Consider the following 12449-nt stretch of genomic DNA (forward strand, 5'->3'; position numbering starts at 1 on the left):
TGCGCGGTAATGGATTCAGCCATACATGCGGCGCATCGCGAACTCGACCATCTGCTCCACGGCCTTGGCGTCGAACACCATCCGGTGCTCGCCCTCCATGTCGAGGACGAAGCCGTACCCCGTGGGCAGCAGGTCGATCACCTCGGCGCCGGTGATCACGAAGTACTTGGACTCCTTGCCCGCGTACCGCCGCAGCTCCTTCAGCGAGGTGAACATCGGGATCACCGGCTGCTGGGTGTTGTGCAGGGCCAGGAATCCGGGGTTGTCGCCGCGCGGGCAGTACACCTTGGAGGTGGCGAAGACCTGCTGGAAGTCCTCGGCCGCCAGCTGCCCGGTGGTGAAGGCGCGCACCGCGTCGGCGAGCGAGGGCGCGGACGGCTCGGGATAGGCCGGCGCCTGCTGCCCGTACCCGCCCGGCATCTGCTGCTGAGGCGGAACGTAACCCTGCTGTGCGCCTGCGTTCTGGTCGTAGCCGTACATGCCGCACAGACTACTGACCCGGCGGGAGGGCTGGGTCACAGATGTCCGGAACGGGGTTGCTTCTTATTACCGACGGGTAGCATCATCGTAGCTACTTGCCGGTACGTGAATCAGCTGCGAGGAGTCAGTGCCTCGCCGATACCTCTCCAACGGGAGCCGTCGCCATGGGGCACTACAAGTCGAATCTCCGCGACATCGAGTTCAACCTCTTCGAGGTGCTCGGCCGCGACAAGCTGTACGGCTCGGGTCCGTTCGAGGAGATGGACGTCGACACCGCGAAGAGCATCCTCGACGAGCTGACCCGGCTCGCGGAGAACGAGCTGGCCGAGTCGTTCACGGACGCCGACCGCAACCCGCCGGTGTTCGACCCGGAGACCAGCACCGCGCCGGTGCCGGCGTCCTTCAAGAAGAGCTACCAGGCCTTCATGGACTCCGAGTACTGGCGCCTGGGCCTGCCCGAGGGCATCGGCGGCACGACGGCTCCCCCGTCGCTGATCTGGGCGTACGCCGAGCTGATCCTGGGCGCCAACCCGGCCGTGTGGATGTACTCCTCCGGTCCGGCGTTCGCCGGGATCCTGCACGACGAGGGCAACGAGACGCAGAAGAAGATCGCGAAGATCGCCGTCGAGAAGCAGTGGGGCTCCACCATGGTCCTCACCGAGCCCGACGCCGGCTCGGACGTGGGCGCCGGCCGCACCAAGGCCGTGCCGCAGGAGGACGGCTCCTGGCACATCGAGGGCGTGAAGCGGTTCATCACGTCCGGTGAGCACGACATGTCGGAGAACATCCTCCACTACGTGCTCGCGCGTCCCGAGGGCGCCGGCCCCGGCACCAAGGGCCTGTCGCTCTTCCTCGTCCCCAAGTACGAGTTCGACTTCGAGACCGGCGAACTGGGCGAGCGCAACGGCGCCTACGCCACGAACGTCGAGCACAAGATGGGCCTGAAGGCCTCCAACACCTGCGAGATGACGTTCGGCGACCGCCACCCCGCCAGGGGCTGGCTGATCGGCGACAAGCACGACGGCATCCGCCAGATGTTCCGCATCATCGAGTTCGCCCGCATGATGGTCGGCACGAAGGCGATCTCCACGCTCTCGACGGGCTACCTCAACGCGCTGGAGTACGCCAAGGAGCGCGTCCAGGGTCCGGACCTGGCCAACTTCATGGACAAGGCCGCGCCCAAGGTCACCATCACCCACCACCCCGACGTGCGCCGCTCGCTGATGACGCAGAAGGCGTACGCGGAGGGCATGCGCGCGCTGGTGCTGTACACGGCGTCGGTGCAGGACGCGATCGCGGTGAAGGAGGCGGCGGGCGAGGACACCAGGACCGAGCACGCGCTCAACGACCTGCTGCTGCCGATCGTCAAGGGCTACGGCTCCGAGAAGGGCTACGAGCAGCTCGCCCAGTCGCTGCAGACCTTCGGCGGCTCCGGCTTCCTCCAGGAGTACCCGATCGAGCAGTACATCCGGGACTCCAAGATCGACACCCTGTACGAGGGCACCACCGCGATCCAGGGCCAGGACTTCTTCTTCCGGAAGATCGTCCGCAACCAGGGCGCGGCGCTGAACTCGCTGGCCGAGGACATCAAGAAGTTCCTGGCGCTCGGCGAGGGCGGCGAGGAGCTGGGCGCGGCCCGCGAGCACCTGGCCAAGGCGGCCGTCGAGCTGGAGGCCATCGTCGGCCTGATGCTCACCGACCTCGCGGCCACCGAGCAGGACGTCAAGAACATCTACAAGGTGGGCCTGAACACCACCCGTCTGCTGATGGCGTCCGGTGACGTGATCGTCGGCTACCTGCTGCTGCGCGGCGCCGCGATCGCCGCCGAGAAGCTCCCGACGGCCTCCGCGAAGGACGTCGCCTTCTACACCGGCAAGATCGCGGCGGCGAAGTTCTTCGCGTCCGACGTCCTGCCCGGCGTCACCCTGGCCCGCAAGGTCGCCGAGGGCGTCGGACTGGACCTGATGGAACTGGACGAGGCGGCCTTCTAGGACCCTTCCGGGACCCTCCCGGACCTCCCAGGACCTCCTGGGACAGACCCCACGAGATTCGGCCGGACCTCGTACGAGGGCCCGCTCCCGCACCGGGAAGCGGGCCCTCGTCCTCGTTAAGGTGAACCCCATGAGCGCACCCTCCCGCTTCGACCGCGGCCACACCGACGATCTGATGTCCTTCCTCGCGGCGAGTCCGACGCCGTACCACGCCGTGGCGAACGCAGCCGAGCGGCTGGAGAAGGCGGGCTTCCGTCAGGTCGCGGAGACGGACGCCTGGGACGGGGCGACGGGCGGCAAGTACGTGCTGCGCGGCGGTGCGATCATCGCCTGGTACGTCCCCGAGGGCGCGGACGCGCACACGCCCTTCCGGATCGTCGGCGCCCACACCGACTCCCCCAACCTGCGTGTGAAGCCCCGTCCGGACAGCGGGGCGCACGGCTGGCGCCAGGTGGCCGTGGAGATCTACGGCGGGCCGCTGCTCAACTCCTGGCTCGACCGGGATCTGGGCCTGGCCGGGCGGCTGTCGCTGCGCGACGGCTCCACCCGGCTGGTCAACGTCGACCGCCCGCTGCTGCGGGTCCCGCAGCTCGCCATCCACCTGGACCGCTCGGTCAACGCCGACGGCCTCAAGCTCGACAAGCAGCGGCACATGCAGCCGGTGTGGGGCATGGGCGACGACGTCCGCGACGGCGACCTGATCGCCTTCCTGGAGGAGACCGCCGGGCTCGCCTCCGGTGAGGTCACCGGCTGGGACCTGATGGTCCACTCCGTCGAGGCACCCGCCTACCTGGGCCGCGACCGCGAGCTGGTGGCCGGCCCGCGCATGGACAACCTGCTCTCCGTGCACGCCGGTACGGCCGCGCTCGCCGCCGTCGCCGCCAAGGGCTCCGCCCTCTCCTACATCCCGGTCCTCGCCGCCTTCGACCACGAGGAGAACGGCTCCCAGTCCGACACCGGCGCGGACGGCCCGCTGCTCGGCGGCGTCCTCGAGCGCTCGGTGTTCGCGCGCGGTGGATCGTACGAGGACCGGGCGCGCGCCTTCGCCGGCACCGTCTGCCTCTCCTCCGACACCGGTCACGCCGTCCACCCCAACTACGCGGAGCGGCACGACCCGACGCACCATCCGCGGATCGACGGCGGCCCCATCCTCAAGGTCAACGTCAACAACCGCTACGCCACCGACGGTTCCGGCCGGGCGGTGTTCGCGGCGGCCTGCGAGAAGGCGGACGTCCCGTTCCAGTCGTTCGTCTCCAACAACGCGATGCCGTGCGGCACCACGATCGGCCCGATCACGGCCGCCCGGCACGGCATCCGCACCGTCGACATCGGCGTGGCCATCCTGTCGATGCACAGCGCCCGCGAACTCTGCGGCGCGAAGGACCCGTACCTGCTGGCGAACGCGCTGGTCGCCTTCCTTGAGGGCTAGTCAACTGCCCGACAACGCATGGGTGTCGCCCGCCCGGGTACCCGGTTGCCACCGGAACCACCGGACAGGGAGGCGACACTCATGGGCCTCGGCGGCTGCATCATCCTCATCGCCGTAGGAGCAATTCTCACGTTCGCCACCGACTGGGACATGCAGGGTGTCAACCTTGACCTGGTCGGCGTCATCTTCATGATCGTCGGCCTGATCGGCGTCGCGACGTTCAGCAGCATCGCCCGCCGCAGGCGGGTCGTCGTACCCCCGGCCACCCCGGTCGTGGACGACACCACCCGCCCCCACACCCGCGACGGCTACAGCGACGGGTACGGGGTCTGAGCTTCTGCCGGAGGCAGGAGACGAGTTCGGCCACGGACGGGACCAGGACGCAGGTCTTCCGGGCCCGGGCTTCAACCGTCACCGGGCGGCGCGGGACGGCATGGCGTCCCGCCGGTCAGCCGAGCGCGTGGTCCGTCGTCGTGTCGACGTGATCCGCCCCCCGCCGTGGCGGTCGCCGACGGTGAGGGGGCGCTGCGCGGGGCGGGACTCAGCCCGTCGGCCTACCGGCGGCGTTTCGGAACGCGTGGCGGGGAAGCGGTGGAACCATGAGATTCCTTGTGCGGGACCGGATCCTCGGGATCGGGGACGACTACTGGATCGAGGACGACCACGGGAACAAGGTCTTCCTCGTCGACGGCAAGGCGATGCGGCTGCGGGACACCTTCGAGCTGAAGGACACCGAGGGGCGCGTGCTCATCGACATCCGGCAGAAGATGTTCGCCCTGCGGGACACGATGGTGATCGAGCGGGACGGGGAGCCGCTGGCGACCGTCCGCCGCAAACGGCTGTCGCTGCTGCGCAACCACTACCGCGTCGCGCTGGCGGACGGCGGCACCGAACTGGACGTCAGCGGCCGGATCGCCGACCGGGAGTTCGCGGTCGAATACGACGGTGAACTGCTCGCCGTGGTCTCCCGCCGTTGGCTGCACATCCGGGAGACCTACGGCATCGACGTCGTCCGCGAGGACGCGGACCCGGCGCTGCTGATCGCGGTGGCGGTGTGCGTGATCCACCTGGCGGAGAGGGAACGGGAGGACGACTAGGGCCCGGTCAGTGGCCGGGGCGGGCCAGGCCCAGGACCCGGTCCTTCAGGGCCGGGAAGCGTTCGCGGGTGCCCGTGACCGTGGCCGGGTCGAAGTCGACGGTGAGGATCTCCTCGTCGGGGCCCGCCTCCGCGAGGACCTCGCCCCACGGATCGACCACGATCGAGTGACCCGCCTGCGGAACTCCGTCGTGCGTCCCCGCCGTTCCGCACGCGAGGACGAACGACTGGTTCTCCACCGCGCGGGCCTTCGCCAGCAGCGTCCAGTGGGAGCGGCGGCGCTCCGGCCAGCCCGCCGGGACGACGAAGGTCTCGGCGCCCGCGTCGACGAGACCGCGGAAGAGTTCGGGGAAGCGGAGGTCGTAGCAGGTCGCCACACCGATGACGGTGTCCGGCAGACGGACCGTCACCAGTTCCTCGCCCGCCCCCATCAGCACGGCCTCGCCCTTGTCGAAGCCGAAGCGGTGGATCTTGCGGTAGGCGGCGGCGAGTTCACCTGCGGGGGAGAAGACGAGGGAGGTGTTGTAGAGGGGACCGTCGGGGTCGCGTTCGGGGATCGACCCCGCGTGCAGCCACACGCCCGCGTCGCTCGCGGCCTTGGCCATCGCCTCGTGGGTGGGGCCTTCGAGCGGTTCCGCCTCACTGCCGAACGCCTCGTACGCGAACGCGCCCGTGGTCCACAGTTCCGGCAGGACGACGAGATCGGCCCCGGCCTGATCCCGTACCATCCCGGCGACGCGCAGCCGCCGCGATTCGACCGATTCGCCCTCGTTCACGGCGACTTGAAGCAAGGAAGCGCGCACACTACCACCGTCCTGGCATTCGACCCGGGTACACGGGCCTACGATCGTCACACGAAAGCACTGCCGGGGTGCCTCACAGCAGCGTAACTTAGCGACTCGAGACACCCACGCAGTGCAGCCACCGCCCACTGGCACGCCGCCGCAACCTGCCCGTGTACCGACCGCCGAGGGGTCCCGTTTCCGTGAGCCTGCATCCCGCCCTCCAGCCCTACGCCGACGCCTGGACCCATTCCATCGAGGCGATATCCGAGCTGGTGCAGCCGCTCCCGGAGGCCGACTGGAACCGGCGGACGCCGTGCCCGGGATGGTCGGTCCGGGACGTGGTCTCGCACGTCATCGGGCTGGACTCCGAGATGTACGGCGACCCGCGCCCCATCCACACGCTGCCGCGCGACCTGTTCCACGTCACCAACGACCACCAGCGGTACATGGAGATGCAGGTCGACGTGCGCCGCCACCACACGGCGCCGGAGATGACCTCGGAGCTGGAGCTCTCGATCATCCGCCGCAACCGTCAGCTGCGGAACGAGACGCGTGAGCCGGGCACCACGGTGCGCGGTCCGCTCGGCACGGAGCTGACGCTGGAGGAGTCGATGCGCCGGCACGCGTTCGCCGTATGGGCGCACGAGCAGGATCTGCGTACGGCCCTCGGCCGGCCGGGCAACCTCGACTCCCCCGGCGCGCACATCGCCCGTGACGTGCTGCTGGCCGAACTGCCGCGCGTGGTCGCGGAGCTCGCGCAGGCGCCGCGCAGCTCGGCCGTGGTCATCGACGTGCACGGTCCGGTGGAGTTCCTGCGCACGATCCGCGTCGACATCCAGGGCCGGGGCACCCTGGAGACGGCCCCCGCCCTCGGCCCCGCCGCCACCCTCACCCTCGACTGGGAGACCTTCGTCCGCCTGGCCTGCGGCCGGGTGACACCGGAAGCGGTCTCGGACCGCCTGAAGACGGAGGGCGACCCGGACCTGACCTCAGCGATCCTGCGCCACTTCGCAGTGACGCAGTAACCCGCACGATCCGCGATCCGCGATCCGCGATCCGCGGGCAATCGTGCCGCAGGGCGGCACGGGTGGGCGCGACGGCACCCCGCAAGCGCCGGGCCGCGCGCCCACCCCCCGCCCAGCCTCGACACCGGGCACCCGCCCACCCCCTCCGCACGGGTGGGCGCGACGGCACCGGTCACGGCACCGGCACGTGCACGGACGAGACCCGGCTCGGGGCCAACCGCTCCCGCTCCGCCCGAGCCGCCCGCTTCCGCAACCGCAGAATCTGACCGACCCCCAGAACCTGCAGCACGAACACCGACGAGAACGCGACGCCGTAGTCGTCCCCCGTCGCGTCCAGCAGCACCCCGACCGCGAACAACGTCGTCATGGACGCCACGAATCCCCCCATGTTCGTGATCCCCGACGCCGTGCCCTGCCGCTCGGCGGGATTCGCCGGCCGGGCGAAGTCGAACCCGATCATCGACGCCGGCCCGCAGGCCCCCAGCACCGCGCACAGCACCACCAGCAGCCACATCGGCGCCGTGTCCGCCGGATAGACCAGAGTGACCGCCCACACCACGGCCGTCGCCCCCACCGTCCCCAGCGCCAGCGGCAGCCGCGCCCCGTGGTGCCGGGCGATGACCTGCCCGTAGACGAGCCCGAAGGCCATGTTGGACAGCACGACGAGGGTCAGCAGCTCACCGGCGGCCGCCCGGGACAGCCCCTGCGCCTCCACGAGGAACGGCATCCCCCACAGCAGCAGGAACATCATCGCCGGGAACTGCGTGGTGAAGTGCACCCACAGCCCCAGCCGCGTCCCCGGCTCCCGCCAGGACAGGGCGATCTGCCGGCGCACATAGGCGGCGCCCTGATGCACAACCGGCTCCGGTTCGTACCCCTCGGGGTGATCCCTGAGGAACAGCACCAGCAGCACGAACACCACGACACCCGCCACCGCGCTGCCCGCGAACGCCGCCGTCCAGCCGACGCCGTGCAGCAGCCGGGCGATGACCAGCGTGGAGACGAGGTTGCCCGCCATCCCGGCCAGCCCCGCCATCTGCGCGACCAGCGGTCCGCGCCGGGCCGGGAACCACCGCGTGCCCAGCCGCAGCACGCTGATGAACGTCATCGCGTCACCGCAGCCCAGCAGCGCCCGTGAGGCGAGCGCCATGCCGTACGACGGCGAGAGCGCGAAGCCGAGCTGCCCGGCCGTGAACAGCACGACACCGATGCCCAGCACCCTCTTGGTGCCGAGCCGGTCGACCAGCAGCCCGACGGGTATCTGCATGCCCGCGTAGACCAGCAGCTGGAGGATGGAGAACGTGGAGAGGGCCGAGGCGTTGACGTGGAAACGGTCGGCGGCGTCGAGGCCGGCGACCCCGAGCGAGGTGCGGAAGATGACGGCGACGAAGTAGACGGAGACGCCGACCCCCCACACGGCGAGCGCGCGCCGTCCGCCGGGAGGGTCCCCGGGCAGCGTGCCCTTCATCGCACCTCACCCCTGGCCAGGTGGGAGAACCAGCCGACGTGCCGGTGGACGACCCCGACGGCCGCCTCCGCGTCGCCGGAACGCAGCGCTTCGAGGATCTCCTCGTGTTCGGCGAGGGTCTTGGCGATCCGGTCGGGGTGGGAGTGCATCACGGCGACACCCATCCGCAGCTGCCGGTCGCGGAGCTGGTCGTAGAGGCGGGAGAGGATCTCGTTGCCGCCGCTGCGGACGATCTCGGCGTGGAAACAGCGGTCGGTGACGGAGGCGGCGGCGAAGTCACCGGCGGCGGCCTGCTCCTTCTGCCGGGCCAGCAGTTCCTCCAGGCGCGCGATGAGCGCGGGCGGCGCGGGTACGGCCTTCCTGGCGGCGTGCTCCTCGACGAGCAGCCGGGTCTCGACGACGTCGGCGATCTCCTGCGCGGAGACCGGCAGCACGAGGGCGCCCTTCTTCGGGTAGAGCTTGATCAGCCCCTCGGCCTCCAGCCGGAGCAGCGCCTCACGCACGGGGGTGCGCGAGACCCCCGTGGCCTCGGCCAGCTCGCCTTCGGTGAGCAGCGTCCCGCCCTCGTAACGGCGTTCCAGGACGCCCTGCTTGACGTGGGTGTAGACGCGGTCGGCGGCGGGGGGTTGCCTCACGGCGGCCATGCTCATGCGGACAGGATAGATACAACACGTACGCGTGGAAGAATCCGTCCACGATGCGGACCTGGAAGCCGGGAGAATTCACCTCCCCCTCCGCACAACCATGCGCCCCGCGTACGAGTCAGTTAGGTGCGGCCCCCTGCCTGCGGCCGCATCTGACTCGGCCGCACGGTACGGCCATTCCAGGTAATCGGGGTATTCGACTTGAAGATCGACATTCGGGGCGTCCGGCTCCGCAGAACCGTCGGCGCCGCCATGACCACCGGTGCCATGCTCGCCTCCGGAGCCCTCTACGCCGCGCCCGCGCAGGCCGCCGCCGCGCCGTCCGTCGTCGCCAAGGGCGGCTACGTGATGAACAACGCGAACGGCAAGTCGCTGTACACGAAGGCGGCGGACACCCGCCGCTCGACCGGTTCGACGACGAAGATCATGACGGCGAAGGTCGTGCTCGCGCAGAAGAACCTGAACCTGGACGCCAAGGTCACGATCCAGATGGCGTACAGCGACTACATCGTGAAGAACAACGCGTCGTCCGCGCGGCTGATCGTCGGCGACAAGGTCACCGTGCGCCAGCTGCTGTACGGGCTGATGCTGCCGTCGGGCTGCGACGCGGCGTACGCGCTGGCCGACAAGTTCGGCTCGGGCTCGACGCGTTCGGCCCGCGTGAAGTCGTTCATCGGCAAGATGAACTCCGAGGCGAAGAAACTGGGCCTGAAGAACACCCACTTCGACTCCTTCGACGGCATCGGCAAGGGCAAGAACTACTCGACGCCCCGCGATCTGACGAAGATCGCGAGCAGCGCGATGAAGAGCTCCACGTTCCGCGCGATCGTGAAGACGAAGAAGTACACGGCGAAGACGAAGACCAAGACGGGCAGCACCCGCACGATGGCGCCGTGGACCAACACGAACACCCTGCTCAGCAACTACAGCGGCACGATCGGCGTGAAGACCGGCTCGGGCCCGGAGGCCAAGTACTGCCTGGTCTTCGCCGCGACCCGGAACGGCAAGACGGTCATCGGCACGGTCCTCGCCTCCTCCTCGTCCACCCAGCGCGAAGCGGACGCGAAGAAGCTCCTGTCCTACGGCTTCGGCAAGATCTGACCCACCGCACCGCAAAAAGGGGCCCACCCGGAAACCGGGTGAGCCCCTGCTGCGTCCATGGGCCTCAGGCCCAGCTGATCAGCCTCTTCGGCTGTTCCAGGATCGCCGCCACATCGGCCAGGACCTTGGAGCCCAGCTCGCCGTCGACCAGGCGGTGGTCGAAGGAGAGGGCCAGGGTGGTGACCTGGCGGGGCTTGACCTTGCCCTTGTGGACCCACGGCTGGAGCTTGATCGCGCCGACCGCGAGGATCGCGGACTCGCCGGGGTTCAGGATCGGCGTGCCCGTGTCGACGCCGAAGACGCCGACGTTGGTGATCGTCACCGTGCCGGCCTGCATCGCCGCGGGTGAGGTCTTGCCCTCCCGCGCCGTGGAGACCAGTTCGCCCAGGGACTCGGCCAGTCGCGGCAGCGTCTGGGCGTGGGCGTCCTTGATGTTCGGCACGATCAGACCGCGCGGAGTGGCCGCGGCGATGCCCAGGTTGACGTAGTGCTTGACCACGATCTCCTGGGCCGCCTCGTCCCACGACGCGTTGATCCCGGGGTGCCGCTTGATCGCGACCAGCAGGGCCTTGGCGATCAGCAGCAGGGGGTTCACACGCAGGCCCGTGAACTCCTTGTCCTGCTTCAGCTCCTCGACCAGCTTCATCGTGCGCGTCACGTCCACCGTCACGAACTCCGTGACATGCGGTGCCGTGAACGCGGAACCGACCATCGCCGCCGCCGTGGCCTTGCGGACGCCCTTCACCGGGATACGGGTCTCACGCGCGGTGTCGTACGACACCGGGGCGGGAGCCCGCACCGCCTCGGGGGCCACCGGGGCGGCCTCCGGCTCGGGCGCCACCGCCGCGTGGACGTCCTCGCGGGTGATGACGCCGTCCGGGCCGGTCGGGGTGACCGTCGCCAGGTCGACGCCCAGGTCCTTCGCCAGCTTGCGCACCGGGGGCTTCGCCAGGGGGCGTTCCCCGGTGACGCCGTGGCCGTTCAGCTCCGGCCGGGCGGCCGTCTCCGGGGCCGCCGTCTCCGGGGCCGCCGCCTTGCGGGGGCGGCGGCGCGTCGAGGACGTGGCCACGCCGTAGCCGACCAGGACCGGCTGACGTGCCGCCGGCTTCTCCTCGGGCTCGGCCGGCTCCTCGGCGGGGGCGGGGGCGGGTGCCTCCTCCTCCGCCACCGGCGCCGTGCCGCCCGACACGTCCACCGCGATGATGGACGTGCCCACGTCGACCGTGGTGCCCTCGGGGAAGTGCAGCTCGCGGACCACACCGTCGTACGGGATGGGCAGCTCGACGGCCGCCTTCGCCGTCTCGACCTCGCAGACCACCTGGCCGTCGGTGACCGTGTCACCCGGCTGGACGTACCACTTGAGGATCTCGGCCTCGGTGAGGCCCTCGCCCACGTCCGGCATCTTGAACTCGCGTACGGACGCGTTCGTCATCGTCGTCACGACCCTCTCCCTCAGTACGCCAGCGAGCGGTCGACGGCGTCGAGCACCCGGTCCAGGTCCGGGAGGTAGGACTCCTCCAGACGGGCCGGCGGATACGGGGCGTGGTAGCCGCCCACCCGCAGGACCGGGGCCTCCAGGTGGTAGAAGCAGCGCTCCGTGATCCGCGCGGCGATCTCCGCGCCGGAACCGAAGAACACCGGCGCCTCGTGGACCACGACCAGGCGGCGCGTCCTGCGCACCGACGCCTGGATCGCGTCGAAGTCGAGCGGGGAGACCGAGCGCAGGTCCAGCACCTCCAGGGAGCGGCCCTCCTCGGCGGCCGCGTCGGCGGCCTCCTGGCAGAGCTTCACCATCGGGCCGTACGCCGCCAGCGTCAGATCCGTGCCCTCGCGCACCACACGCGCGGTGTGCAGCGGGCCCGGGATGGCCTCCGTGTCGACCTCGCCCTTGTCCCAGTAGCGCCGCTTCGGCTCGAAGAAGATCACCGGGTCGTCGCTCTGGACGGCCTGCTGCATCATCCAGTACGCGTCCGACGCGTTGGACGGCGACACGATCTTCAGGCCCGCGACGTGCGCGAACAGCGATTCCGGGGACTCGGAGTGGTGCTCCACCGCTCCGATGCCGCCGCCGTAGGGAATCCGCACGACGACGGGCATCTTGACCTTGCCCAGCGAGCGGGCGTGCATCTTCGCGAGCTGCGTGACGATCTGGTCGTACGCCGGGAAGACGAAGCCGTCGAACTGGATCTCCACCACCGGGCGGTAGCCGCGCAGGGCCAGGCCGATCGCCGTACCGACGATGCCCGACTCGGCGAGCGGGGTGTCGATGACGCGGCTCTCGCCGAAGTCCTTCTGCAGGCCGTCCGTCACCCGGAACACGCCGCCGAGCTTGCCGACGTCCTCACCCATGACCAGGACCTTGGGGTCCGCGTCCAGAGCGTGCCTCAGCGACTCGTTGATCGCCTTGGCCAGGGCCATCTTCTGTGCCAT

General features: G+C 70.1%; 12 protein-coding genes. 6 read left to right on the forward strand and 6 right to left on the reverse strand.

What is annotated here, in order from left to right; translation table 11 throughout:
* Positions 1–15: 15 nt before the first annotated feature.
* The gene (locus tag IF28_RS0106365; RefSeq protein ID WP_030215220.1) at positions 16–480 is read right to left on the reverse strand and encodes an SseB family protein; all 465 of its coding nucleotides are present in this window, start codon (positions 478–480) and stop codon (positions 16–18) included.
* Between the two features lie 164 nt (positions 481–644).
* On the opposite strand from IF28_RS0106365, the gene IF28_RS0106370 reads away from it, so the two are divergent.
* The 4 genes from IF28_RS0106370 (at position 645) to IF28_RS0106385 (ending at position 4997) form a co-directional block, all read left to right on the forward strand.
* The gene (locus tag IF28_RS0106370; RefSeq protein ID WP_030215222.1) at positions 645–2471 is read left to right on the forward strand and encodes an acyl-CoA dehydrogenase; all 1827 of its coding nucleotides are present in this window, start codon (positions 645–647) and stop codon (positions 2469–2471) included.
* Between the two features lie 130 nt (positions 2472–2601).
* Positions 2602–3900 carry a M18 family aminopeptidase gene (locus IF28_RS0106375; protein WP_030215224.1) on the forward strand — a complete coding sequence of 433 codons (1299 nt, stop codon included), beginning with the start codon at positions 2602–2604 and terminating at the stop codon, positions 3898–3900.
* A gap of 81 nt (positions 3901–3981) precedes the next feature.
* Positions 3982–4233, forward strand: a complete 252-nt coding sequence (locus IF28_RS0106380) for a DUF6458 family protein (protein WP_030215226.1) — start codon at positions 3982–3984, stop codon at positions 4231–4233.
* A gap of 266 nt (positions 4234–4499) precedes the next feature.
* Positions 4500–4997 carry an LURP-one-related/scramblase family protein gene (locus tag IF28_RS0106385; protein WP_030215228.1) on the forward strand — a complete coding sequence of 166 codons (498 nt, stop codon included), beginning with the start codon at positions 4500–4502 and terminating at the stop codon, positions 4995–4997.
* Between the two features lie 7 nt (positions 4998–5004).
* Here IF28_RS0106385 and IF28_RS0106390 read toward each other — a convergent pair whose 3' ends face one another.
* Positions 5005–5799, reverse strand: coding sequence for a carbon-nitrogen family hydrolase (locus tag IF28_RS0106390; protein ID WP_030215230.1), 795 nt, complete (start codon positions 5797–5799; stop codon positions 5005–5007).
* A gap of 182 nt (positions 5800–5981) precedes the next feature.
* Here IF28_RS0106390 and IF28_RS0106395 point away from each other — a divergent pair, with 182 nt between their 5' ends.
* Positions 5982–6806: a maleylpyruvate isomerase family mycothiol-dependent enzyme gene (locus IF28_RS0106395; RefSeq protein WP_030215233.1), complete on the forward strand. Its 825-nt coding sequence runs from the start codon at positions 5982–5984 to the stop codon at positions 6804–6806.
* Between the two features lie 172 nt (positions 6807–6978).
* Here the strand turns inward: IF28_RS0106395 and IF28_RS0106400 are convergent, their stop codons facing one another.
* Both IF28_RS0106400 and IF28_RS0106405 read right to left on the reverse strand, forming a co-directional pair.
* Positions 6979–8274: an MFS transporter gene (locus IF28_RS0106400; protein WP_030215235.1), complete on the reverse strand. Its 1296-nt coding sequence runs from the start codon at positions 8272–8274 to the stop codon at positions 6979–6981.
* Positions 8271–8924, reverse strand: coding sequence for a GntR family transcriptional regulator (locus tag IF28_RS0106405; protein ID WP_030215237.1), 654 nt, complete (start codon positions 8922–8924; stop codon positions 8271–8273). Before IF28_RS0106405 ends, IF28_RS0106400 begins: the two co-directional genes overlap by 4 nt.
* 246 nt (positions 8925–9170) lie before the next feature.
* Between IF28_RS0106405 and IF28_RS0106410 the strand changes: the two genes are divergently transcribed.
* On the forward strand, positions 9171–10019 hold the full coding sequence (locus IF28_RS0106410; RefSeq protein ID WP_406710462.1) for a D-alanyl-D-alanine carboxypeptidase family protein: 849 nt from the start codon (positions 9171–9173) through the stop codon (positions 10017–10019).
* A 64-nt stretch (positions 10020–10083) separates the two neighbouring features.
* Here the strand turns inward: IF28_RS0106410 and IF28_RS0106415 are convergent, their stop codons facing one another.
* Complete coding sequence (locus tag IF28_RS0106415) at positions 10084–11451, reverse strand: dihydrolipoamide acetyltransferase family protein (protein WP_078620937.1); 1368 nt, start codon at positions 11449–11451, stop codon at positions 10084–10086.
* A 20-nt stretch (positions 11452–11471) separates the two neighbouring features.
* Positions 11472–12449 carry an alpha-ketoacid dehydrogenase subunit beta gene (locus IF28_RS0106420; RefSeq protein ID WP_030215243.1) on the reverse strand — a complete coding sequence of 326 codons (978 nt, stop codon included), beginning with the start codon at positions 12447–12449 and terminating at the stop codon, positions 11472–11474.

Origin of the sequence: Streptomyces sp. NRRL WC-3626, assembly GCF_000718785.1 — a bacterium.
Taxonomy (GTDB): domain Bacteria; phylum Actinomycetota; class Actinomycetes; order Streptomycetales; family Streptomycetaceae; genus Streptomyces; species Streptomyces edwardsiae.

Excerpts from the sequence above, each read along its gene's own strand:
- IF28_RS0106400 (WP_030215235.1), bottom strand. The coding sequence starts at position 8,274 with ATGAAGGGCACGCTGCCCGGGGACCCTCCCGGCGGACGGCGCGCGCTC.
- IF28_RS0106415 (WP_078620937.1), bottom strand. The coding sequence starts at position 11,451 with ATGACGAACGCGTCCGTACGCGAGTTCAAGATGCCGGACGTGGGCGAG.
- IF28_RS0106370 (WP_030215222.1), top strand. The coding sequence starts at position 645 with ATGGGGCACTACAAGTCGAATCTCCGCGACATCGAGTTCAACCTCTTC.
- IF28_RS0106385 (WP_030215228.1), top strand. The coding sequence starts at position 4,500 with ATGAGATTCCTTGTGCGGGACCGGATCCTCGGGATCGGGGACGACTAC.
- IF28_RS0106410 (WP_406710462.1), top strand. The coding sequence starts at position 9,171 with ATGACCACCGGTGCCATGCTCGCCTCCGGAGCCCTCTACGCCGCGCCC.
- IF28_RS0106365 (WP_030215220.1), bottom strand. The coding sequence starts at position 480 with ATGTACGGCTACGACCAGAACGCAGGCGCACAGCAGGGTTACGTTCCG.
- IF28_RS0106375 (WP_030215224.1), top strand. The coding sequence starts at position 2,602 with ATGAGCGCACCCTCCCGCTTCGACCGCGGCCACACCGACGATCTGATG.
- IF28_RS0106420 (WP_030215243.1), bottom strand. The coding sequence starts at position 12,449 with ATGGCACAGAAGATGGCCCTGGCCAAGGCGATCAACGAGTCGCTGAGG.
- IF28_RS0106380 (WP_030215226.1), top strand. The coding sequence starts at position 3,982 with ATGGGCCTCGGCGGCTGCATCATCCTCATCGCCGTAGGAGCAATTCTC.
- IF28_RS0106405 (WP_030215237.1), bottom strand. The coding sequence starts at position 8,924 with ATGAGCATGGCCGCCGTGAGGCAACCCCCCGCCGCCGACCGCGTCTAC.